Here is a 23,034-nt window from a genome sequence, read left to right as displayed (position 1 = left end):
ATTTCTGAACTGATGGCGAGGGTAGAACCACAAATCCTCAGCATCAATTAAATCGGTGTGACATCGTGTAAAACTTGCATGCCGCCGGATTTACAGGTGTGGAGCGCAGCCGCCGACGTCGAGGCTTATCGATTGATCGGCAGAGGCGCGTCCGCAGAAACCAGGCCTCTCTTTCGAAGTTCACGCCAGAATTCGGCAGGGACTCTGGTCTTCAGCGCCGCGTGGTCTTCGAAGATACGCCCGGGCTTGCTGGCCCCGGGGATGACCGCGGCCGACGCCGGGTGCGCCAAAGAGAAGTGGAGCGCCGCCGCTTTGATGGGTATGTCGTATTCCGCGCAGAGCGCGGAGATTTTCTCGACCTTGTTCGCGATCGCAGGCGGCACCGCACCGTATTCGAAGTGACGGCCGCCAGCGAGCACGCCGGAGCTGTAGGGACCACCGATCACGATGTCGACCTTCCTGCGCTGCGCCGTGGGCATCAGCCGCTGCAGCGCCAGCTCGTGGTCGAGAAGAGTGTAGCGGCCGGCCAGCAGGGTGGCATCCGGCTCAGCCTCGGCGAGCCCGAGCAGGAGCTCCACAGGCTCCACCTTGTTCACGCCAAGACCCCAGCCCTTGATAACGCCTTCGTCGCGCAGCCTGGAAAGAGCCCGGAAGGCGCCCGTTCGGGCGGTTTCAAACATCGCAAGCCATCCGTCGCCGTAGAAATCCTGGGCGATATCGTGAACCCAGACGAAATCCATATGACCGATATTCATGCGCCCGAGGCTGTCCTCGATTGACCTTATCGTGCCGTCGTACGAGTAATCGGGAACGACCTTGTTGAGACGGCCGTGTTTAAAAATGTCGCCCTTTTCGCCGTAATCCCGCTCGCTCGGATCTTCGACCTCGTCTAGGATCAGCCGCCCGACCTTCGAGCTGAGGACGTAGTCGCTGCGGGGTCGTTTGGAGAGCGCTTTGCCGAGGCGGATCTCCGCCAGTCCCGCTCCGTAGAATGGTGCGGTATCGAAGAAGCGGGTGCCTGCGTCCCAGGCTGCATCCACTGTCGCGAGCGCCTCATCCTCCGGAATGGCCCGATACATGTTGCCGAGCGGAGCGGTGCCGAATCCTAGCGGCCCCGCCTGAAGTGCTTCCCTGATTCGCATATGAACCTCCGGTGTTGATGGTGCCGGCGCGACACCGTCTTGGCGCCGAGCCAATTTGCAAACGCGGTTCATCGACTGTATGTCGCCGAGCCCCTACAGGCGAATAGCGATTTGTAAATCGAGAAAAATCGATCGCCGAAAAATACGGGCTCCGAGTCGGAAAGGCGAATTTTCTGCGCGGCGCCTTCGCTGCCGACGTTTTACATCTCTTTACGGGCGCCTGTTGCCGCTCCCGATTATGTGTGACCACGGCAATGGTGCTCGACTTGAGCTGCTGCGGCAAATTCAAGAACGAACGGTAAGGGCGATACCATGAGCAAGACGAAGGTGCTTGTCGTCGGATCCAATGCGACCCAGATCGAAGTCCAGGGCGGCAAATGGGGGCCGACCGGAAACTATCTGAACGAGAACGTCGTTCCGAGCATGGCCCTGCAGGGTGCCAGTTATGATATTCAGCTCGCCACACCGGACGGCACCAAACCTCACATGGACAAGGCCTCGGACTCCGGCGCGCATTTCGGCGGCGATGCTGCCGCTTATGCCCGCGCCAGGGCGTTCTGGATGAATGATGCTGCGATGAACCAGATTCAGCCCCCTGGGTGCCGTGATCGAGAAGGGACGGGACGGCTAGGCGGGCGTCTTCGTGCCGGGCGACCAGGCGCCGGTGGTCGACCTGATGCAGGACTCCCAGATGGGCGAGGTACTTCGACATTTCCACGATTGTTCGAAACCGACGGCGCTTCTCGGCCATGATCCGATTGCGCTCGTCTCGGCGATGTCGCGTCCGGTAGAACTTCGCGCAGCCCTGATGGAAGGTGACAATATAGACGCGTAGGAGCTGGCCCGAGGCTGGCCCTACGCCGGATACCTGATGACGATCTTTTCCGCTTCCGAGGAGACATGGGTGGAAAAGGAAATCCTGCACGGCAAGATGTATTTCACGATGCCCCAGGCGCCAAGCGCAGCGGGAGGTGACGTGATTATGACGAACGTCGATTTCGAGCCGCACGTGATCGTCGATCGTGAACTCATCACCGGCCAGAATCTGCGCTCCGATCATGGGGTCGGTGAGGTGCTGGTCAAGGCGCTCGACAAGGCAACGGCCCGGCACAGGTCCGGCGTAGCCGCATCCGCCTGACTGAACGGCGGATTGCCGCCGCGAGACAAGGCCGGCCGACAGGAGGGATCAGTGGCCTCTAACATGAAAACGACGGCGCTATTGAAGGCTAAGCCTGGCAGGGCGAGCGAACTGATCGCTCTGCTGCGGGCGCTGGCGAACCATAGCCGGTCGGAGCCGGGCAATCTTCGATGGGATCTCTGGCAGGATCAGAGCGACAAGACCACTTTCATCATCGACGAGCTCTACAAGGATGCTGCTTCGGTAGAGGCCCATCGGGCAACTCCCCACTATCGGGAGTATGCATCAAGAGTCGACGAGCTCGCGACGAGAACCGCCGTCACGTCGCATCCTTTGGACGTGGTCTCATAAGGCGACAAAGCCCGGCGCGTCTTTATCGCGCCGAACTCGCCTCAGAAAACGGCAGGAGCTCACATGGCAATCACGCTGAACATCAACGGTCAGGACAGGTCCTTCGAAGCGGCACCCGAAATGCCCCTGCTGTGGGTGTTGCGCGACATACTCGGCATCACGGGTACTAAATTCGGATGCGGCATGGCGCAATGCGGCGCCTGCACGGTGCATGTCGACGGAAAGCCGGTGCGCTCTTGCGTGCTGCCCGTCGGTAATGTTCAAGGCCGAACGATAACCACCATCGAGGGCATCGGCTCAACGCTTATAGGTGCCAAGGTCCAGAAGGCCTGGCTCGACCTTGAGGTGGTGCAGTGCGGCTACTGTCAGTCCGGCCAGATCATGTCGGCGGCGGCGCTCCTGCTGTCGACGCCGGATCCGGACGATTCCGATATCGACGCTGCCATGGCCGGCAACATCTGTCGCTGCGGCACTTATGTGCGCATCCGTGCCGCCATCAAGCAGGCGGCGGCCGCTCAGAAGGCTTAGGTGACCTCATGACCGGATCCATCGAACTGTCTGACATCTCGCGTCGTCACGTTCTTGGTGGCGCATTGGCTTCGGCCTTCGTCTTCGCCTTCCATCTCCCGGTCCGGGCCGCCGGGCCCGTGCAGAAGGGGCCGGACGGCGCAGCGTTCGCCCCGAACGCCTATATCCGGATCGACGGGACAGGTCAGGTGACGCTGATCATGCCGCAAGTCGAAATGGGTCAAGGCATATACACGGCCGTTGCCACAATCCTTGCGGAGGAACTCGATGCGAACCTGTCCCAGGTCGCATTGGAGCATGCTCCTCCGGACGAGAAGCTCTATACCAATCCTTTGCTCGGGCTCCAAGCGACAGGCGGATCGACCTCGGTCCGCGCGTTCTGGACGCCTCTCCGGAAAGCCGGCGCCGCCACACGGGCCATTCTTGTCAGGGCAGCCGCCGACCAGTGGCACGTCGCACCGGAGAGCTGCAGCACGATCAACGGAGCGGTCGTTCACAAGGAAAGCGGTCGACAAATGGGTTATGGCGACCTCCTGGATGCCGCGAAAAAGATTGCGGTCCCCGGCGACGTTGCGCTCAAGGACCCCAAGGACTTCGTCCTGATCGGCAAGCCACTGAAGCGCCTCGATACCACGGACAAGGTCAATGGCAAGACGATCTACGGCATCGACACCATGATGCCCGGCTTGAAATTCGCGACCTTGGCGCAGTGCCCGGTCTTCGGCGGCAAGGTGGTGAACGTCGAGGACGAGGGCGCGAGGAAGATCGCTGGTGTACAGCAAATCATTGCGTTGGACGACCTCGTCGCCGTCGTCGGAGATCATATGTGGGCCGCCAAACGAGGGCTCGAAGCTCTGGACATCACATGGGACGAAGGCACGAACGCCAACGTCAGCTCCAAGGACATATGGGAGCATCTCCGTGCAGCGAGCGAGGGTGAGGGCGTCGTCGCAAAATCCGTCGGAGACGTCACCAACGTGCTCTATTTCGGCGAGACGTACGATGCCTCGTACGAAATGCCGTTCCTTGCGCACGCGACGATGGAGCCTCTCAACTGCACGGTCCACGTCACGCCGACGTCGTGCGATATCTGGGTGGGAACGCAGATCATTGCCCGAGCCCGGTCCGTGGCGGCGAAAGCGACCGGACTTCCGGAAGAGATGGTAACGATCCACCAGCATCTGCTCGGCGGCGGATTCGGGCGCAGGCTCGAAGTTGACATGATCGCCGCCGCGGTGCGGATCGGCGGCGAGGTCGATGGACCCGTCAAGATCGTGTGGACCCGCGAAGAGGACGTGCAACACGACATCTACCGTCCCGTCTACCGCGACAGCATTTCAGCGCGAATGTCCGGTGAAAAAGTCATCGCGCTGAAGTACCGCGTCGCCGGTTCGTCGGTGATTGCGCGCTTCCTGCCGCCGGCCTTCAATCAGGGCATTGACATCGATGCCGTCGACAGCGCGGTCGATACGCCCTACGACATTCCAAATGTTCAGGTGGAGTACGTCCGCGTTGAACCAGCCGCCGTGCCGACCGGCTTTTGGCGTGGGGTGGGGCCGAACAACAACGTGTTCGCGATCGAATGCTTCATGGACGAATTGGCGCGGAAGGCGAATAAGGACCCGGTCGCGTTCCGGCGCGACATGCTCGGGAAGACGCCGCGAATCCGACACGTGCTGGATCTCGCGGCGGAAAAGTCACTCTGGGGCCAGCCTTTGCCGCCGCGCGTCGGCCGCGGCGTCAGCGTACAACCGACCTTCAACACGTCGATCGCGACCGTCGTCGAGGCCGAAGTGGATACCGGCGGGGACGTCTACATTCGCCGGGTGACCCTCGCAGTGGATTGCGGCCTCGCCGTCAATCCGGACACGGTTGTTGCGCAGGTCGAGGGGGGCATGATCTTCGGCCTGACCGCCGCTCTGTATGGCGAAATCACTCTGGAGAAGGGCAGGGTCCAGCAGTCGAATTTCCATGACTATCGAATGCTCCGCATCGACCAGGCCCCGAAAATCGACGTCCACCTGGTAAAAAGCGGAGAGGCGCCGGGCGGGATCGGTGAGGCCGCTGTCGTCGGAGGGCCTCCCGCGCTGCGTAACGCGATCTATGCGGCGACGGGTGTCGCATTGCGCCGTCTTCCGATCGACCGGGCTTTGATCGCGGAGAAGAAATCATGGTTGTAAAAGCCGGACTCTTGAAATGGGCAGCCGGCGTTGCCGTTGTGGGCGCCGTCGTTGCGCTCGGCGCCGTCCGGTACGTACGCGGGCCCGGTCCGCTGGCCTTCAGCGGCGGCAAGAACGTCCTAGTGGTCGACTATGAGCACGGCGATCCGACGGGCGTTCCTGCCGAGTTGAGGCAGGCCAGCCTCATAGAGCGCGGCAAATATCTCACTGAGGCAGCGGATTGCGTGGTCTGTCATACTGCGCCGGGCGGCAAGAAATATGCGGGCGGCTTCGCGTTCAAGCTTCCGTTCGGCACCATGTACTCGACCAACATCACGCCGGATCCGGAGACGGGCATCGGCAAGTACACCGATCAGGAGTTCCTCGACGCGATGCATCGCGGCGTACGCCGCGACGGCGCGCGACTTTACCCGGCCATGCCGTACACGTCTTACACTCTGGTCACGGACGCAGACGCGCTTGCGATCAAGGCCTATCTCTTCAGCCTGCCGTCGGTGCGCTCGGTGCCGCCGGAGAACACGTTGCTGTTTCCGTTCAACCAGCGTTGGGCCATGTCTTTCTGGTCGTTGGTGTTCAATCGCGACGAGCGCTTCCGGTCCGACGTGTCGCAGACCCTGAAATGGAATCGGGGCGCCTACGTGGCCGAAGCGCTGGCCCATTGCGGCGAATGCCACACGCCGCGCAACATCGGGTTTGCGCTCGATAACCGGAAGAAGTTCGCCGGGGCGCCGGTGGCAGGCTGGCAGGCCACGGATATATCTTCCGACAAGTCAACCGGCCTCGGCGGCTGGAGCGACGACGAAATCGCTTGCTATCTCAGTGTCGGACACGTCTCCGGACGCGGCACCGCATCGGGTCCGATGGGCGAGGCCGTCGATCACTCTTTCAGCAAGATGGCCAAAGCCGACATCGAGGCGGTGGTCACGTTCCTGCGGAGCGTCCCGCCGGCGACCTCGTCGAGTCCCTCGCCGAAGCCCGTACCCGCTCCGGCATCTCACAAGGATGGCGTCACCGCGAGCCTCCTCGGCAAGAAGATCTTCGAAGGCGCCTGCGCGAGCTGCCACGGTTGGAGTGGCGAGAGCGCAGTCTCGAAGTTCGCGACGTTAACCGGGAGTGCCGCCGTCAACGACCCGAACGCTACGAACGTGGCTCAGATCGTTATCAGCGGAACAAAGCGCCTGACTCCCGACGATGGCGCACTCTCGATGCCGTCATTCGGGCGTGCGTTCTCGGACGGTGAGATCGCCGCGGTGGCCAACTACGTGACCGGCCGCTTCGGCGCGAAGGGTTCGTCGCTGACCGCAAGGGACATTGCCGAGTTGCGGGCGCAGAATTAGGGACCGCCTGCCGTGGGCGGCCGGCGAAGACCGGCGTAAGCCATCGAAGCTGCTCCAGCATGTGAGGTCTGTCATGCCGCGCTCATACGACTGCCTGACGCTTCGTCATGCGAAGCAAATGCTGTCGGCTGCCGAAGCCGAGAGCCTTGGTACTCCACACAACGTGGCCGGCGTTGATGCTGTTGGCCATCTCCTGGCATTCACGCGCCAGGACGGCGCGCTGAGCGGAAGCATCGATCTTGCGATCAACAAGGCCGTCACGGCGCGGCTTTTCGACAAGCCGACGTCCGAACTGGCGCATCTTACCCAGCCGGGAAAGCCGCCGTTCGGCATCCAGGCGAGCAACGCCGGCAAGGTCGTTATCTCCGGCGGAGGCATTCCGGCCGTCCTCGATGGTCGTATATCCGGAGAAGTGCAAGAAAGGGAGCCATCTTCTCCTCAAGTAGCACGGCATCTATGTTCAGCCGATCATTACCCGACCGTCCCCCCGCGGCACGGAAAGGCTCTGCATCACGCCCAGCCCCTGTCATCATGACGGGCTGATCGACGCGCTCGCCGGCGCCATGGTCGACGTCTGGGAACGGCTCGGGTTGCCGCTGCGGCATCATACGGTTGCGGCCGAGTGAAAATCGGTCCCTTTGTCGTCGGCGGAAGGGGCCTCCGGACGACGAATAACGACAGCTTGCCTGGGTTAGCAGCTCGCGGCCTAGGCGCCACATTCCGCCGACGCCGTGGTTTCAAAGCGCGGTTTTGTCCGTCCCCGATTGCTTCCAACCGACTCACGATGTGACCCGCGGGTCAGCGGGCGCGGTGAAGCTAAAGATAGCCCCCCGCGGCGTGTTGGGGCTCGCCCATAACCGGCCGTTGTGGGATTCGATGATTGAGCGGCAGATAGACAGCCCGAGTTCGAGGCCGTCCGGCTTTGCGGTGTAGAATGCCTCGAACAAGCGCTCGAGAGCTCCCGGTGCGAAACCGGGCCCGGTATCCCGCACTTCGAAGCAAACCCGTGCGGACTCCTTTCGGGTGCTGATCAGCAGTTTGCGGTCGTTTTCGCCGACGTCGCGCATCGCTTCGATGGCGTTGATCGTCAAATTGAGAATGACTTGTTGCAGTTGGACCCGATCTGCTCGGATTACCGGCAAGCCGTCCGCGAGTTGAGTGCGAACGTGTACCCCGTTCCTCGCGGCCTCGGCGCGGGTAAGCGCTACGTCTCAAGCACCGCGCTGTTGAACTCCATCTCTGCCTTCTGGGGAGGAGCCTCTTTGAAGAGGGCCCGAACGCGGTCGATGACATCGGCGGCTCGCCTGCCGGCACTGACGATGGAAACCAGAACCTGCTGTGCTTCCTGCAGACTCGGCGGCTGTGCTTTGAGCCAATTAGATCCCGCCTGTGCGCCGGCGATGGCCGCGGCGATCGCCAAAATGATGGAAGATCGCGTCGTTCGTCGCGATCCGCGCGAGCGTGGTGCGGGCAATGTGCTCGGCGACTACTTCCTTCCGCAATAGGCCAAGCCTCACCTCGCGGTCGAATGTCTCAAGATAGCGATGCTCGTGCAGGTGCTCGACGGCGCTCCGCACCTCGTACATCTCGCCCATGGGATCGTAATGGCGCGGGCCGATAAAAAGCTCCGTGCGGCTCTTGAATTGCTTCAATGCCTTGCCCGGCTCCGGCCATGCTTTACCGGTTTTTCCCTCGTGTCCCCACCTTCCGTGCTGTGCGTGTGCAGGCGGGTGATGCCCCTCCCGTTCAAAAGCATCGATCCGTGCGCTCCATTGCCCTGTCTTCGGTTGGGCGTGTCGAACACAGGCTGGCGCGCGCTACGACAATTTTGTCGCCACGCTTGGCCGGCGTCTGAGCGAGGGGCCGAAGCTCCGGCAGGAGATCCCGAGGACTCCCGAGAGCCATGAAGCGGGGCCGAGCTGCCAACTGGACGCCAACTCTGGCTCGATGAACCTAAACCGCTGAATCCGATCAACATGGTGAGCGCTATTGAATTACGATCATAATTGTATATTATGATCGTAATGCCATCGGCCTGGGCATGCGCCGCGCTCCGGCAATGCCGCGCCACAGCTTTTGAGAGGGAACATGACCGGCACGACAGTTCGCAAGGCGATTGTAACCGGGGCTTCGACCGGGATCGGGGCGGTTTATGCGCGTAAGCTTGCCGAACGCGGATACGACCTGATTACTGTCGCTCGCAATGCCGAACGGCTCGAAGCCGTTGCCGGCCGGATCAGGAAGGAAAGCGGTCGGACAGTCGAAATCGTCGTGGCTGATCTTTCGAAGCGGGAGGCGGTCCTGAAGCTGGCCGAGCGTATCGGCGCCGATCCTGCGATCGCGTTTCTGGTCAATAATGCCGGCCTTTCGACGCCCGGCGGGATGTTGCAAGGCAGCCTGGCGGATGCCGAGGAACTGATTGCCGTCAACGTCACGGCGCCGACCCTGCTTTCCATCGCCGCCGCCAAGGCGTTTGCAGAGCACGGCGGCGGCACCGTCGTCAACATCAGCTCGGTCACCGCTTTCGTGCCGGAGATGTTCGACGGCGCCTATAGCGGATCGAAGAACTACCTGATCAACCTCACGATCTCCCTCGCGGGCAAGACCCAGGGATCGGGCGTGCGGTTCCAGGCCGTTCTGCCCGGTCCCACCGACACCGAGATGTGGGCGCGGGGCGGCGTGCCGGAGAGTGTGATTCCCCGCTCGATGATCATGAATCCGGAAGACCTCGTCGAAGCGGCGCTTGTCGGCCTCGACCGCGGCGAGGTCCTGACGCTGCCGACTGTCGCCGATGAAGCGGTGTGGGGCACCTATGAGGCGGCCCGCCAGGGTCTCAGGACCTCTCTCGCCGCCGGGCAACCTGCACCCCGGTATCGCCATGACTGAAGCCGTCGCATCAGTGTCGGACACCGGGGGCGGGTCGCGCGATGCCTTGCGCTCCGCCGTCGAGCATCGTCGGAACGCGGCCAAGCTACGGGCCCGCGAGGCGATGCTGCATGGCCCCATCTTCAAGACGATGATGCGGCTGGCGCTGCCGACCATCGGCGTTCTCGTTGCGCAGACGCTCGTGAACGTCGCCGAGACCTTCTACGTCTCGCGCCTCGGCACCGAGGCGCTGATCGGCGTCGCCCTGGTGTTTCCAATTTGGATGCTCATGACGATGATGTCCGCCGGCGGGATCGGCGGCGGCGTCGCCGCGGCCGTGGCGCGGGCCGTCGGCGCCAGGCGACATGAGGATGCGAATGCGCTCGTACTCCATGCGCTCGTGATCGCCATCGCTTTCGGCCTGCTGTTCTCGGCTCTCGCCCTGGCCCTCGGCGGCCCGCTTTATGGGGCGTTGGGCGGCACGGGCGAGGCCCTGCATTCGGCGCTCACCTACTCGAACTTCATCTTCCTCTCAGCGGTGCCCATCTGGATCGTCAATCTTCTGTCCGCGGCGCTTCGCGGCATCGGCAACGTGCGCGTGCCGGCGCTGGTGACCTTCGTCGGCGCGGCCGTGCTCGTCCCCCTCTCGCCGGCCTTCATCTTCGGTATCGGTCCGATCCCCGGCTTCGGCGTCGCCGGTGCGGGCATCGCCGTCACCCTCTATTACGGTGCGGCGACACTCGCCCTGCTGCTCTACATGGCGAGCGGCCGCTCCGGCCTGCGCCTGTCGCTCGGCCGTCTGCGCTCGTCCCTGTTCGGCGACATCCTCAAGGTCGGCCTGCTCGCCGCCTTGAACACCGTGCAACTGAACCTGATGGTCATGCTCGTCACGGCGGCCGTCGGCCGCTTCGGCGTCGATGCCATCGGCGGCTACGGCACCGCCTCGCGGCTCGACTACGTACTCGTCCCCATCATGTTCGGCCTGGGAACGGCGATCCTGACCATGGTGGGCACCAATATCGGTGCCGGAGACGTCGCCAGGGCCAAGAAGATCGCCTGGTTCGGCACCGGCATCACCATAGCCTTCACCGAGACGGTGGGGCTGCTGGTGGCGCTCGCTCCGTGGCTCTGGATCGGCCTCTTCTCCCATGACGGTGCCGTCCTGGAGACGGGCTCGCTTTATTTCCGGATCGTGGCACCTTTTTACGCCGCGAATGGCGTCATCTTCGCGCTCGGCTTCGCGGCACAGGGCAGCGGCCGCATGGGGTGGATCTTCCTCGCCGGTGCCGTCCGACTGTTGGTCGCGGCGGGCGGCGGATGGCTCGCGGTCGCCGTCTTCGGATTTTCCGAGGCAGCCCTTTTCGCGCTTGTCGCGTCCGCCCTGGTCGCCGCCGCCGCCCTCTGCGTCGCCGCAGCGCTCTCCGGCACCATATGGCCTGCAGCGGACTCCGGCTCGAAGGTGCGGACATCATGAGCGCCGTGCAGGAGAACCTCGCCACTTGGCGGATCGGCGAGACGACGGTCACGCGGATCGAAGAGCTGTTGGGTCCTGCGTTCCGGCCGCAGGAATTGCTCGCGGCCTGGGACCCTCACGTGCTGGACGAGCACATGCATTGGATGGCGCCGAACTACTATGTACCGGCTACCGACCAGTTCGTCATGTCCGTGCATTCCTGGCTGATCCGGACACCGCACCACAACATCCTCGTCGATACCTGCTGCGGCAACGCCAAGCAGCGGCCGGGCTCGCCGCATTTCCATGGGCTCGACACGCGGTACCTGGACCGGCTCCGTGCCGCCGGCGTACCACCGGAGGACATCGACTACGTCCTCTGCACCCATTTGCACGTCGACCATGTCGGGTGGAATACGCGGCTGCTGGACGGCCGCTGGGTCCCGACCTTTCCGAACGCCAAGTACGTTTTTTCCCGCGAAGAGCTGGATTTCTGGGATCCCGCCAGGAATCCGCATCTTCCGGAAGAGCCACGCGACGTCTTCACCGATTCCGTGCTGCCGGTGATCGCGGCGAAGCAGGAGCGCGTCGTCGCCATGACCGACCAGCTCGGCGACAACCTGCTGATCGAGCCGGCGCCGGGCCATTCACCGGGGCAGATCATCCTCCGCCTTCTGCACGGGCAGGAGGAGGGACTGTTCAGCGGCGATGTGCTGCACAATCCGATCCAGGTCTATCAACCGGGCTGGAGCAGCCGGTTCTGCCTCGACGCAGAGACGGCCGTGCAATCGCGCCTGCGCGTGCTCGCCCATTGCGCCGAACACGACAGCCTCCTGTTCCCGGCGCATTTCGGCATCCCCCATGCCGGACGTATCCGCAGCCATGCATCCGGCTTCTCTTTCGCGCCGGAGACCGCTGCTCTGACGCAACGGGTGGCGACATGACACAGGACATCCCGGCGGCGCTCCCACTCGGCGTCAAACAGCGCGCGGTGCGCGCCAACGGCCTCGACTTTCCGATCTTAGAGGTTGGGGCTGGTCCGCTCGTGCTCTGTATGCACGGATTAGCTGATCATGCCCGGAGCTGGACTCCGGTGCTCCAGCAACTGGCGGACGCCGGATTCTGGGCCGTGGCACCCGCGATGCGCGGTTACTGGCCCGAAGGCGCTGCGCCTGACGGCTCGTATCGTGCGGCCGCGACAGGCGCGGACGTCATCGCGCTGATCGCCGCCCTGGGACGCGACCAAGCGGACCTCATCGGGCACGACCTCGGCGCCCGCGCGGTTTGTGCAGCCGCCAGCTTGGAACCCGCCCGGGTTCGCAGGCTGGTCGGGCTCGCCGTGCCATATGGGCCACAGCTCGGAGCTGCCTTCGTTGCGAACGGCGATCAGCAGCGGCGAGGCTGGTATATGTTCTATTTCCAGACGCGGCTCGCCGAGACGGCCGTGCCGATCGACGACTACGCCTTCATCGATCGGCTCTGTTGCGAATGGTCCCCCGGCTACAGCCTGCCGCCGGCCGAGCGCGTGGCATTGAACGCAATGCTCGGCGCACCCGGTGTGCTCTCGCAAACGCTCTCCTATTACCGGCAGCTCTTCGCTCCGTCGCCGGAGGATCCCGCCGCGCGCTCGCTTGAGGCGCGGGCGAGCAGGCCCATTGAGGTTCCGGGGTTGTACCTGCATGGCGCAGAGGATGGCTGCATGTCCGCGGATTTGAGTGAAGGCAAGGAAGCCGTCTTCACAAAGGGACTGCGACGCATCGTTCTACCGAAGGTCGGACACTTCCTTCATCTGGAACAGCCTGAAGAGGTCGGGCGCCTGATCTTGGACTTTCTCAAAACCTGACACGGCAAAGCGCGCCATTCCCACCTGAATGGCCGCTGATTCCGCGAGGAGCCACCAGACATGGTCAATACCGCAAACCCCGGCCCCATCGATGCTTCGACGGAAGCAGAGCTTGCTTCGCTTGGCGTGGCTGGTGCCGCCGAGGCGATCCGAAACGGCGACTTGACCGCCGAGGCCTATGCCACCGCCCTTCTGCAACGAGCCCGGCTGCACGGGGATCTGAACGCCTTCGTCACCATCGACGAGGCCGGCGTCCTTGCCGCCGCACGCCAGGCCGATGCCGCCCGCGCGGCAGGAGCTGCGTCGCCGCTCCTTGGCGTTCCGCTCGGGATCAAGGACAGCTATCTGACCAAGGGCATTCCGACGAGCCTTGGGATCAAGCCTCTCGCGGGCTTCGTGCCGCAAGAGGATGCCGAGGCGGTGCGCGCCGTCAAGGAGGCCGGCGCACTGGTGTTCGGCAAGAACAACCTCGTCGAGATGTCGTTCGGGCTCACGGGCCACAACGCGCCCTACGGGCAGGTGAGGAATCCGGTCGACCGAGATCGCGTATCAGGCGGCTCGTCCAGTGGCTCCGCCGCGGCCGTCGCGGCCGGGCTCGTGCCGGCATCGCTCGGCGGCGATACGATCGGGTCGATCCGCGTCCCTGCATCTCTGTGTGGTGTCGTCGGTTTCAAACCAACGACGGGGCGTTGGCCACGCGGCGGCGCCGCGCCGGTATCGCACACGCTCGATACCACGGGCGTGCTCGCCCGCAGCGTCGAGGATTGCGCGCTCATGGACGCCGTGGTGACTGGTGCGGCACCGACGCAGTTCGACGCGCGCGAAGCCGGCCTGACGGGCGTCCGGCTCGCCTATGCGCCACGGCAGTTTCTCGATCTCGTCGAGCCGGATGTTGATGCGCGCTTCCGCGAAGCGCTGACTTGGCTCAGCGATGTCGGCGCCGAAATCGTCGAGATGGACCTCGGCGAGGATTTCGGCGCCCTGTCGCAATCGGCGACCTGGAGCATCTTCTTTCACGAGACGGTGGGCGCCGTGTCCGGCTTTCTCCTCGAGCATGGCGTCCCCATCACCTTCGAGGGGGTGATCGAAAGTCTCAAGCCCGAGTTGCAGGGCGCTTGGCGCTACATGGTCTTGCCGGACGGCGGCGGCGCGACCTCGGTCGATACCTACCAGACCGCACTTGCCGTAAAGCGGACGGAAGCACAGCGCCGTCTCAATGCGATCTTCTCAGACCATGGGGCTCAGGCATTGCTGCAACCGACGACGCCTGCGACCGCGCCACGGATCGACCAGCAGACCAAATTCATGATTAGAGAGCGAGAAGTGAGCGACCTCGTGCTCGCGAACAATACGCTTGTAGCGAGCCTGTGCGGCCTGCCAGGCATCAGTATGCCGGCGGGCCTGTCTCAGGCCGGCCTGCCGATCGGTCTGGAGCTCGATGGACCGTCCTACGGCGACCGGGCGCTGCTCGATCTCGCGCGCCGGGTCGAGACCGTCCTAGCCCGCCAGCTTGCTTGAAGGGAGGCAGAGGCAAAAACATGCGTTTTGCGAAGGGACACAAGGAGGAGACGCACCGCCACATTCTCGGCGTTGCGTCGAAGCGGTTCCGCCAAGATGGCATCTCCGCGGCCGGGATCGCCGGGATCATGAGCGATGCGGGCCTGACCAACGGTGCCTTCTATCTCCACTTCAAATCAAAGGACGACCTCGTTCGCGAAGCAATGTCTGCCGCGATCGGCGAGCAGCAACATCGCGTCGAGGAAAGCATCGAAGCCGGTAGTGATCTCGAGGGCGTTCTTCGAAGCTATCTTTGCCGGGCTCACCTCGAAAATCCGGCGCGCGGCTGCCCGTCCGCGGCTTTGCTGCCGGAAGTCGCGCGCCTACCGGCAGCAACCCGGCAAGCGTATGAAGAGGGGATCGCTCGCTATCTTCGGGTCTTGACGCCGCTGATCCCGGTTGCCGATGCCGAAGTCGCGCATCAGCGCGCCACGGCAATCTTCGCGCTCATGGTCGGGACGCTCCAGTATGCACGTGCCGTGGCGGATCCAGCGGCGGCGGACCGGATCCTGGAAAGCGGCGTCCAAGCGGCGCTGGCGCTGGCGCGAGTGCCAACTGCCTGAAGGCGGGCAGCTCGCGAATTGCGGTAGCGCGTCACACGTCTGGCTGTTTCCATGGGGAGCGAGGCGGACGTGAGCCTCGATGCGCGGTTCTCATAGATCATCGAGCATCATCCTCGCCGTGAACCGCACCGGCGCAGCCAAGCCGAATCGTATGCTCAAACAGGCCTCGTCCGGAAATTCCGTTTTCGCGTGAGCAAGTATTTTTGCTCTGCTGTTCGCCACCCTCCTACGCCACCTGAATACTTGTTGAACCGCCCTAATCATCCCCGTCGCCAATCGCGCGTCGCGATTGGTCAACGATGGGGACGATCGTGGCGGCTGCTCCGCTCCATTCCGAGGCCCTCTCACGCGGCGCGCGTATGCTGCGTACCGCGCTCGGCCCGGCCATCGCCGCCTTCCTCGAAGACCCCTCGATCGTCGAGGTGATGCTCAATCCCGACGGCCGGCTCTGGATCGATCGGCTATCCGGTGGCCTCGAAGATAGCGGTCGCACTCTGTCGCCTGCCGACGGCGAGCGAATCGTGCGCTTGGTCGCGCATCATGTCGGCGCCGAGGTCCACGCGGAGCGCCCACGCGTCTCGGCCGAGCTGCCCGAGACGGGGGAGCGGTTCGAGGGGCTGCTGCCGCCCGTCGTCACAGCGCCAGCGTTCGCCATCCGCAAGCCCGCCGTCGCCGTCTTCACCCTCGACGATTACTTCGCCGCCGGCACCATGACTGCCGGACAGGCGGCGTCGTGCGCGCGGCCGTCGCGTCGCGCAAGAACATCCTCGTCGCCGGCGGCACCGGCACCGGCAAGACCATGCTCACCAACGCGCTGCTCGCCTAGATCGCCGGCACCAGCGACCGCGTGGTGCTGATCCGGATCGTCGGCGGCCGCGACGATCAGCGAGGAGACTTGGGAAACCAGTCCAGTGAAGCTCTCCGCAAAGTTTTCTTTCAGGTCGCGGAGGGCCGTCATTAGTCGCCGATATCCCTCCGGCATCGTCACCCGGATAAGCAAGCGGTCCGACACCTCGATCAGCCAGCCGCCCTCCTGCATCTCTAGATAGATAGTCCGACAACGCAGCCTCCGGCTCGAGCAGCAGGACCAGCAATAGAAAGCCCGCTAGACGAAAAGCACGCATCAAGGTCCGCCAGACGAAGTTTCAACCTGGAGATTTGTCCGACATCTGGCATCACCGCACCAAGACGAGGTGTCCCTGCTGCCACACCTTCCCATAGGTGATGTCCACTCAGAGATTGGGCGGTGAGCCAAGCTCACAATGGTGGACGATCCCGGGTATTACAGCGGGTATTTGGCCCAATTTTAAGGACAAAAAACACAATTATCCCAGCAATATAAGATCTTAGATATGGAGGACACTCTCTCCGCCAGCCGGCCATCCCAGCCATTCCGTTCAGTTGCGAGAAGATGAAATCGCTGCGGGCTGTCAGCCCTTCGGCATCTTCCGCGCGAGCGTGCGCGGGGGCACGCCATATCGACGGCGGAAGAGGCGGCTGAAATGCGAGGGGTCGTTGAAGCCCCAGCGCAGGGCGATGTCGGTAATGCTCTCGGTTCGGCGCGCGGCTTCGAGGTCGCGGCGGCAGCGGTCGAGGCGGCGCTGGCGGATGCATTCCGAGGGCGTGGTGCCGTGCTCGGCGAACAACAATTGTACGGAGCGGACGGATAGTCCGAAGTGGGCGGCGATCTCGGCGCTGTCGAGATCAGGGTCGTGCAGCTGTGCGTCGATGTAGCTCATGATGCGCGCGAACTGTGTGGATGTGCGTCGCGGTGCAGCGTCGCGGCGCATCAGGCGGGCCGCCCTGGCGACGATCTCGAGCCCGGCATCGACAGCGGCATGGACCTCGCTGTCGTCCATCTCGGCCAGTGTGCCGGCGAAGCCCTCGAAGTAACCGGACACGGCGGCGCCGAAGCCGTGTCGGCCGGGCAGATGCAGGCGGCCGCGTCCGATCAGGTCGGGGTGAAAATTCCGGATCACCGCTTCAGGGCAGGCGATCATCATCTTGCGCAGCGGACTGAGCGTGGCGAAGGCGAGCGTCTCGCGCGTGTTCCAGACGATCACGTCGCCGGGTTCGAACAGCACCGTGCCGGTGGAGTCCTCGCCGCGCTCCCGGCCTTCGATCACAGTCATCACGACCACCAGACCGGCATCGGAGGCGCGGCGCGTCCCGGCGCAGCCCTGCGCGACCTGCGCTTCGATCACGAGAGCATCGCCTAGCTGCCTCAACTGCTGACGGAGCGAGATGGCGTCGTGAATGGTCCAGCCGAGCAGTGGGTCGAGGGACGTCGTGGGCGCGGTCAGCGAGGCAAACCCTTGCACGTTCGGCATCTGCAACGCTTTCCCTCGGCCGCCCGGGGCCCTCGCTTGCGGCGGCTGCGTCCGCCCACGTTTCGCTGTCGTCCGGGTTCGCCTTCGCTGCCGTCCGGGACGTCGGTGCCGCGCTTGGCTTAGAGGCTAGGCCGAGACCGCCGTGCAGACAAGGCGGAGAGGCGAGAGCACAGGGAGGTTGCAATGGTCGGTTCGGATCTGCGGGCTGGGTTCGAGAAGGTGGCCTTCAAGGCCGACGATGGTACGGTGCTGCGCGGCTGGCACGTGCCGCCGCAGGGGGACGCGCCGACAGCGCCCATCGTCGTGCTTCATCACGGCTTCAGCGGGCTCAAGGAAAGCTATCTCGACAAATATGCCGCCGCGTTCAGCGCAGCCGGTCTCGGCGCGCTGGTCTATGATCCCCGCAATTTCGGCGAGAGCGAAGGGCGCGTCCGGCAGGAGATCGACCCGATGCAGCAACTGGCCGACTACCGCGATGCCATCACCTTCGCGATGACCCTGCCGCGCGTCGATCCCAGAAGGATCGGCGCCTGGGGCTCCAGCTATGGCGGCGGTGTCGCCATCCAGGCGGCGGCGATCGATCAGCGCATCCGCTGCGTGGCAGTGCAGGTCTCGTTCCTCAGCGGCGGCGCGATCTGGAGCCACATTCCGGCGGAGACGAAGGCGCAGCTGTCGCAGCTGTTCGTCGGCGAGCGATTGGCCCGTGCCGCGGGCGAGCCGCCGATGACCATGCAGGTGGTGGCGCAGGATCCGGCGACGACGCCGTGCATCCTCGGGACGTCGGACGCCTACGACTGGTGCATGGAGGCGGCGAAGATCTCGCCGCTGTGGCGCAACGAGGTTACCGTGCGCAGCCTAGAGCTCACCTTCAGCTTCGAGCCGGCCGCTTTTTTGCATCGCATCGCGCCGCGGCCGCTGATGTGGATCGCGGCCGAGGGCGACATGCTGATGCCGATCGAGGCGTCCCGGGAGGCGTTCGCACGCGCCGGCGAGCCAAAGCAGTTTGTCAGTCTGCCTTGCGGGCATTTCGCGCCCTATGTCCAGCACTTCGAACAATCATCCTCGGCTGCGCGTGACTGGTTCCTATCACACCTCCTGTAGGCGCGCGAAGCTCGAGCTTCGGAGGTAGGGTAGGGCGATCGCAGATGAGGCAACAAGCTGTGGCGAGCGCTCGTTTCGCAGCCACCCTTCGCGGCGGCCGCCTACGGCGGCCTCGCATGGTTTTTTTTCGGCCAAAATCTAACCCCTCCATCGTGAGGAGCACCGCTCCGCGGCACGTTAGGCGATGCTCCTGCATCGACTTGAGACCATGGGGGCTGACGATCGGCTGCTCCCGTGCGGCGCTGCTCATGCTGTTCCTGCTCGGGCCGGCGGCCGTGCGTGCAGTTGCCGGCACCTGACACGAGCACCCCGCCGGTGGCGGGGCCGCAATTCCGAAACAGCGGGGCTGATTCGGCGCGAATGCTCTAGACTCAGAACTGCAACGCGCGTCGCGCGTCACCTCCGTGCAGTGCCCCCGCCCGAAATGCCCCCCGTCATCGCCGACCCCTCCCTCCTGCGCGTCCTGATCGTCCTGGCCATCACCCAGCTCATCGCCTGGGGCACGCTCAGCCTGCCGGCGGTGATCGGCCGGGCCATGGCGGCGGATCTGGAGATGGATCTGACGGCCATCTTCGCCAGCACCTCGGTGCTGTACATGTCGATGGGGCTGTGCTCGCCGCTGCTGGCGCGGCCGTTCGTCAAGCATGGCGGGCGGCGGGTGATGATCGCGGGCACCCTGCTGGCCGCGCCGGGCTATGCGCTGCTGTCGGCCGCGCAGGGCGCGCTCTCTTACTATGCCGCATGGCTGCTGCTCGGCGTGGCCGGCAGCGCCACGCTCTCGACCGCCTCCTACATCGTGCTCAACGAGATCGCCGGCCTGCGCGCGCGCAGCGCCATCGGCGCGCTGATGCTGGTCACGGGGCTGTCGAGCAGCATCTTCTGGCCGGTCACCTCGGCGCTCTCGGCGCATATCGGCTGGCGCAGCACCTGTCTCGTCTACGCCGGCCTGCTGCTGCTGGTCTCGCTGCCGCTGTTCGTGTTTCTGCTGCCGCGGCGCGTCCATGATCATCTGCCGCCGTCATCATCGGATGCGGCGGCGTCCGTCCCCGCAGCGACGCCGTCGCGCGGCACGTTCTATCTGCTGGTCGGCGCCTCCGGCCTCAACGCCTTCGTCGCGTTCGGGATGGGGGCCGTGCTGATCGAGCTCCTGAAGGCCGAAGGCCTGTCGGCTGCCGAGGCGGTCGGCTTCGGCTCGATGCTGGGGGTGATCCAGATCAGCGCCCGCGCCATCGATTTTCTCGGCGGCGGCCGCTGGGACGGCATCACCACCGCGATCGTCGCCGGCCTGGCGCTGCCGGTGGCGATGCTGCTGCTGATGCTGAGCGACGGCTCGCATGCCGCGATCGGCGCCTTCATCCTGATCTACGGCCTCGGCAGCGGCGCGCTTGCCGTGGCGCGGGCCACCATGCCGCTGGTGTTCTACGATAAGGCGGCCTTCGCCAAGGCGTCCGCCCAGATCGGACTGCCGCTCAACCTGCTGTCGGCGGTGTCGGCGCCCATCCTCGTCGAGCTCTTGACCCGCTACGGCAGCAACGCGCCGCTGGCGCTGAGCCTGGCATGCTCGTGCGCGGCCGTGGTCATCCTGTTGCTGCTGCGGCAGCGCCGTCCGATGCGCGCGGCGGTCTCGTCCTGAGGCGTTCGAACCGAGTCGCCCGTCGGGCCGGACCTGGGCTCGCCAGGAGCGCCGGGCCGCGGGGACATGTCGCATCCGTCCTGCGCCGAAACACGAAGTTCGTTCGTTGCTTCAACGACATCGGCTCCACCGCGCTCGCCTGCGCAAATTTTTCTCTTTCGTTTTATCGGAAATCGTGCTTCTCTCTGATTGTCCCGCCTCATCGACGAGGGGCGCTGCGCATCGTCAGGAGCGTTGGGGTGGGATGTGATGGACGGGCAGGCGCCGACTGACGAGCGGCGCCGGCACGGACGGTCAAGTCGCATGGTCCTGGCATCCCGACGCTGATGCCTGCGTGGCGTGCCATTGGCGCGTTGTCGCAAACGGGGGCAAGAACGCCGGTCCCCGGGGAGAGTGCGAAGCAGCCGTAACACCATTGCGCAGGGAAGGCCGGGCAAACCCGGCTGAACCTGTGGTTCCTGCCCCGTGCATTCCTTTCCGCACGGGGGCCGCAGGAATCAGCCGATGCCTGGTCTTCCCTGCGCCCTCGATGACGTGAGGGCTTCGCTGCACAAAGCTCGGGCGCCTGACGCGTCGCGACAACGCAACTCCGTGGGGACTCGACACCCAATCGGGTGGAACTGGTGCGAACCGGCCCTTTCAATTATCGCATGTTAATTCGAGCGATCGTCGCGCAATACCGCACTGGTTGTTCTCTGGCACAAGTTCGCGTGAACGGACGTTTTCAGTCCAAAGACTAATTAGTTCGCCAGGGTTCGGGCGGCACGGATAGCAAACCATTAATGTAGGGTTGGTATCGTGCATACAGTCCACGCAACGAGAACCAGAAAATGCGACACCTGACTGTCTATCAGCGTCTCGCGGCGATCATCGCCGTGATGTCGATCGCACTGTTCGCCGTCTCCGCCATGCAGATCCTGATGCTGCGCGGAACCGTTCTCGAGGAGCGGCAGACCATGGTCCGCAACCTCGTCGAGTCCGCCGTCAAGGTGCTGAGCTATTATGACGCCGCGGCGACCGCCGGCAAGGTCGCGCCGGAGCAGGCGCGGCAGCAGGCCTACGCCGCGATCGGCGCAATGCGCTGGGGCCAGTACAACGACTATCTCGGCGTCTACGGAACCGGATCGTCGGATGCGGGCGTGACCTATGTCCATGCCAACCCGAAATACATCAACGTCAACCGCTGGGACTTCAAGGATTCCACCGGCAAGCTCCTGATCCAGGACATCGTGCGCACGGCGCGCGCCGGCGGCGGCTTCGTCGAGTACAAGGTGCCGCGCGCCGGGGGGACGACCGAGCTGCCGAAGATGTCCTACGTCGGCGCCTATGGCAGCGGCGACAAGATGCTGGCGATCCAGGCCGGCGTGTATGTCGACGACATCGACGCAGTCGTCTATCAGCGTGCGATGTGGGCCGGCTTCGGCGCGCTTGCCGGTCTGCTGGTCGCCGCGGTCGTCGCCTTCTGGCTCGGACGCAGCGTCGTCGTTCCGCTCGACCGCACCTGCGTCGTGATGGACGAGCTGACCAAGGGCAATCTGGGCCTCGAGGTGCCGTTCACCGATCGCAGGAACGAGATCGGCCGCATGGCGCGCAGCCTGCAGATCTTCAAGGACCATCTCGCCGAGAGCGAGCGCCTCCGGGCCGAGCAGGAGCAGTCCAAGCAGCAGGCCGCCGAGGAGCGCCGCACGGTGCTGGTGCGGATCGCCGACGAGTTCGAGCGCTCGATCGGCGGCGTGATCCAGACCACCGCGACCGCGGCCGGCGAGCTGCAGACCTCCGCGCAATCGATGTCGAGCATCGTCGCCGGCACCACCGACCAGAGCGCGAAGGTGGCCGCGGCCGCCGAGCAGACCGCCAAGAACGTGCAGACGGTGTCGGCCTCCGCCGAGCAGTTGTCGTCATCGATCCAGGAGATCGCCAAGCAGGTCACGCAGTCGTCGTCGATCGCCCAGAACGCGGTCGGGCAGGCGACGCGGACGGAGGCGATGGTCGACAGGCTGGTCCACGCGTCGCAGAAGATCGGCGAGGTGATGGCCCTGATCCAGACCATCGCCGGCCAGACCAACCTGCTGGCGCTGAACGCCACCATCGAATCGGCGCGTGCCGGCGAGGCCGGCAAGGGCTTCGCGGTGGTCGCCAACGAGGTCAAGGCGCTGTCGGCGCAGACCGCCAAGGCGACCGAGGAGATCACCAGCCAGATCGAAGCCATCCGCGACGCCACCGGCTCGACGGTCAACGCAATCCGCGAGATCGGCGCGACCATCGGGCAGATGAACGAGATCACCGACGCGATCGCAGCCGCGGTCGAGGAGCAGGGCGCTGCGACCAAGGAAATCGCCCGCAGCGTGCAGCAGGCGGCGCAGGGCACGCAGGGGGTCATGCAGCACATTGTCGGCGTGCGCGAGGCGTCCGGCCAGGTCGGCGCCGCGGCGGCACAGGTGTTGAGTGCGGCCTCGCAGCTCGGCAGCCAGTCGGATCAGCTCAAGACCCAGACCGGGCGATTCCTCGGCAACGTCCGCGCGGCGTGATGTCGGCGGCGGATGGTGACAGCTCACCCTCCGCCGATCTCCACGAGACGGTCGAGCAGCGCGGCCTGCGCCGGATTGATCCGGACCCTCGCCTCGGCGAGGTCGAACCAGGCGGCGCGGTCCACCTCGGGAAAGCGCTGGATACGGCCGCTGCGCGGCGGCCATTCGAGCTCGAACGCGTTGCTGGTGATGCTGCCGGCATCGAGATCGCTCTCGGCGGCGAACGCCTCGACCACCTTGCCGCCGCGCTGCTTGATCTCGCCGAGCGGCAGCAGCGACGCCGTCAGCGTCGTGCCGAGCTCCTCGGCAAATTCGCGCCGCGCCACCGCCTCGGCCTGCTCGCCGGCGCCGAACTCGCCCTTCGGGATCGACCAGGCGCCGAGATCCTTGTTGCGCCAGAACGGGCCGCCGGGATGCACCAGGAGCACTTCCAATCCGTTGGAGGTCCTGCGAAAGGCGAGCACGCCCGCGCTGCGTGCCGGCAT

At 64.7% G+C, this 23,034-nt stretch carries 20 protein-coding genes and 3 pseudogenes; 18 read left to right on the top strand and 5 right to left on the bottom strand.

Features of this window, described 5'->3' with window-relative positions; translation table 11 throughout:
* Positions 1-125: 125 nt before the first annotated feature.
* Positions 126-1,142, bottom strand: coding sequence for an aldo/keto reductase (locus tag QW868_RS03970; RefSeq protein WP_315750782.1), 1,017 nt, complete (start codon positions 1,140-1,142; stop codon positions 126-128).
* 312 nt (positions 1,143-1,454) lie between these two features.
* On the opposite strand from QW868_RS03970, the gene QW868_RS03965 reads away from it, so the two are divergent.
* The 8 genes and pseudogenes from QW868_RS03965 to QW868_RS03930 form a co-directional block, all read left to right on the top strand.
* Positions 1,455-1,895, top strand: a complete 441-nt coding sequence (locus QW868_RS03965; protein WP_315750783.1) for a hypothetical protein — start codon at positions 1,455-1,457, stop codon at positions 1,893-1,895.
* A 118-nt stretch (positions 1,896-2,013) separates the two neighbouring features.
* The gene (locus tag QW868_RS03960; RefSeq protein WP_315750785.1) at positions 2,014-2,280 is read left to right on the top strand and encodes a hypothetical protein; all 267 of its coding nucleotides are present in this window, start codon (positions 2,014-2,016) and stop codon (positions 2,278-2,280) included.
* A 51-nt stretch (positions 2,281-2,331) separates the two neighbouring features.
* Positions 2,332-2,631 carry a putative quinol monooxygenase gene (locus tag QW868_RS03955; RefSeq protein WP_315750787.1) on the top strand — a complete coding sequence of 100 codons (300 nt, stop codon included), beginning with the start codon at positions 2,332-2,334 and terminating at the stop codon, positions 2,629-2,631.
* Between the two features lie 63 nt (positions 2,632-2,694).
* Positions 2,695-3,159 carry a (2Fe-2S)-binding protein gene (locus QW868_RS03950; protein WP_315750789.1) on the top strand — a complete coding sequence of 155 codons (465 nt, stop codon included), beginning with the start codon at positions 2,695-2,697 and terminating at the stop codon, positions 3,157-3,159.
* Positions 3,160-3,167: 8 nt separating this feature from the next.
* Positions 3,168-5,339, top strand: coding sequence for a xanthine dehydrogenase family protein molybdopterin-binding subunit (locus QW868_RS03945; RefSeq protein ID WP_315764415.1), 2,172 nt, complete (start codon positions 3,168-3,170; stop codon positions 5,337-5,339).
* Positions 5,340-5,461: 122 nt separating this feature from the next.
* Complete coding sequence (locus QW868_RS03940; RefSeq protein WP_316229976.1) at positions 5,462-6,676, top strand: cytochrome c; 1,215 nt, start codon at positions 5,462-5,464, stop codon at positions 6,674-6,676.
* A gap of 73 nt (positions 6,677-6,749) precedes the next feature.
* Positions 6,750-7,028, top strand: a pseudogene (locus tag QW868_RS03935) (GlcG/HbpS family heme-binding protein); the annotation flags it as partial.
* 52 nt (positions 7,029-7,080) lie between these two features.
* A pseudogene (locus QW868_RS03930) lies at positions 7,081-7,302 on the top strand (5-aminolevulinate synthase); the annotation flags it as partial.
* A 153-nt stretch (positions 7,303-7,455) separates the two neighbouring features.
* Here QW868_RS03930 and QW868_RS03925 read toward each other — a convergent pair.
* Complete coding sequence (locus QW868_RS03925; RefSeq protein ID WP_315750794.1) at positions 7,456-7,767, bottom strand: ATP-binding protein; 312 nt, start codon at positions 7,765-7,767, stop codon at positions 7,456-7,458.
* Between the two features lie 285 nt (positions 7,768-8,052).
* A complete protein-coding gene (locus tag QW868_RS03920; RefSeq protein WP_315750796.1) occupies positions 8,053-8,328 on the bottom strand; it encodes a hypothetical protein in 276 nt (91 codons plus the stop codon).
* A gap of 436 nt (positions 8,329-8,764) precedes the next feature.
* Here QW868_RS03920 and QW868_RS03915 point away from each other — a divergent pair, with 436 nt between their 5' ends.
* From QW868_RS03915 to QW868_RS33510, 7 genes and pseudogenes are all read left to right on the top strand, one after another.
* A complete protein-coding gene (locus QW868_RS03915) occupies positions 8,765-9,562 on the top strand; it encodes an SDR family oxidoreductase (protein ID WP_315750798.1) in 798 nt (265 codons plus the stop codon).
* A 133-nt stretch (positions 9,563-9,695) separates the two neighbouring features.
* On the top strand, positions 9,696-11,015 hold the full coding sequence (locus QW868_RS03910) for an MATE family efflux transporter (RefSeq protein ID WP_315750800.1): 1,320 nt from the start codon (positions 9,696-9,698) through the stop codon (positions 11,013-11,015).
* Entirely contained in the window at positions 11,012-11,938 is a 927-nt protein-coding gene (locus QW868_RS03905; protein WP_315764412.1) for an MBL fold metallo-hydrolase, read from the top strand. The genes QW868_RS03910 and QW868_RS03905 overlap by 4 nt, the downstream gene beginning before the upstream one ends.
* Positions 11,935-12,837: an alpha/beta hydrolase gene (locus QW868_RS03900; protein ID WP_315807204.1), complete on the top strand. Its 903-nt coding sequence runs from the start codon at positions 11,935-11,937 to the stop codon at positions 12,835-12,837. Before QW868_RS03905 ends, QW868_RS03900 begins: the two co-directional genes overlap by 4 nt.
* Before the next feature lie 162 nt (positions 12,838-12,999).
* Positions 13,000-14,355 (top strand): amidase family protein, encoded by a 1,356-nt coding sequence (locus QW868_RS03895; RefSeq protein WP_315773840.1) that lies wholly within the window; start codon positions 13,000-13,002, stop codon positions 14,353-14,355.
* Positions 14,356-14,375: 20 nt separating this feature from the next.
* Positions 14,376-14,957: a TetR/AcrR family transcriptional regulator gene (locus QW868_RS03890; RefSeq protein ID WP_315750807.1), complete on the top strand. Its 582-nt coding sequence runs from the start codon at positions 14,376-14,378 to the stop codon at positions 14,955-14,957.
* Between the two features lie 694 nt (positions 14,958-15,651).
* A pseudogene (locus QW868_RS33510) lies at positions 15,652-15,783 on the top strand (ATPase, T2SS/T4P/T4SS family); the annotation flags it as partial.
* Positions 15,784-16,387: 604 nt separating this feature from the next.
* Here QW868_RS33510 and QW868_RS03880 read toward each other — a convergent pair.
* Positions 16,388-17,287, bottom strand: coding sequence for a helix-turn-helix domain-containing protein (locus QW868_RS03880; protein WP_316229975.1), 900 nt, complete (start codon positions 17,285-17,287; stop codon positions 16,388-16,390).
* A 183-nt stretch (positions 17,288-17,470) separates the two neighbouring features.
* Here QW868_RS03880 and QW868_RS03875 point away from each other — a divergent pair, with 183 nt between their 5' ends.
* The 3 genes from QW868_RS03875 (at position 17,471) to QW868_RS03865 (ending at position 22,549) form a co-directional block, all read left to right on the top strand.
* On the top strand, positions 17,471-18,388 hold the full coding sequence (locus QW868_RS03875) for an alpha/beta hydrolase (RefSeq protein WP_316178977.1): 918 nt from the start codon (positions 17,471-17,473) through the stop codon (positions 18,386-18,388).
* A gap of 424 nt (positions 18,389-18,812) precedes the next feature.
* The gene (locus tag QW868_RS03870) at positions 18,813-20,021 is read left to right on the top strand and encodes an MFS transporter (RefSeq protein ID WP_316229974.1); all 1,209 of its coding nucleotides are present in this window, start codon (positions 18,813-18,815) and stop codon (positions 20,019-20,021) included.
* 830 nt (positions 20,022-20,851) lie between these two features.
* Complete coding sequence (locus tag QW868_RS03865) at positions 20,852-22,549, top strand: methyl-accepting chemotaxis protein (RefSeq protein ID WP_315740622.1); 1,698 nt, start codon at positions 20,852-20,854, stop codon at positions 22,547-22,549.
* Positions 22,550-22,572: 23 nt separating this feature from the next.
* Here QW868_RS03865 and QW868_RS03860 read toward each other — a convergent pair whose 3' ends face one another.
* Positions 22,573-23,034 (bottom strand): NUDIX domain-containing protein, encoded by a 462-nt coding sequence (locus tag QW868_RS03860; RefSeq protein WP_316229973.1) that lies wholly within the window; start codon positions 23,032-23,034, stop codon positions 22,573-22,575.

The organism is Bradyrhizobium sp. SZCCHNR1051 (genome assembly GCF_032489615.1).
Lineage (GTDB): Bacteria > Pseudomonadota > Alphaproteobacteria > Rhizobiales > Xanthobacteraceae > Bradyrhizobium.
The sequence above is the reverse complement of the archived record's forward strand: the minus strand, read 5'-3'. Positions and strand labels throughout refer to the sequence as shown.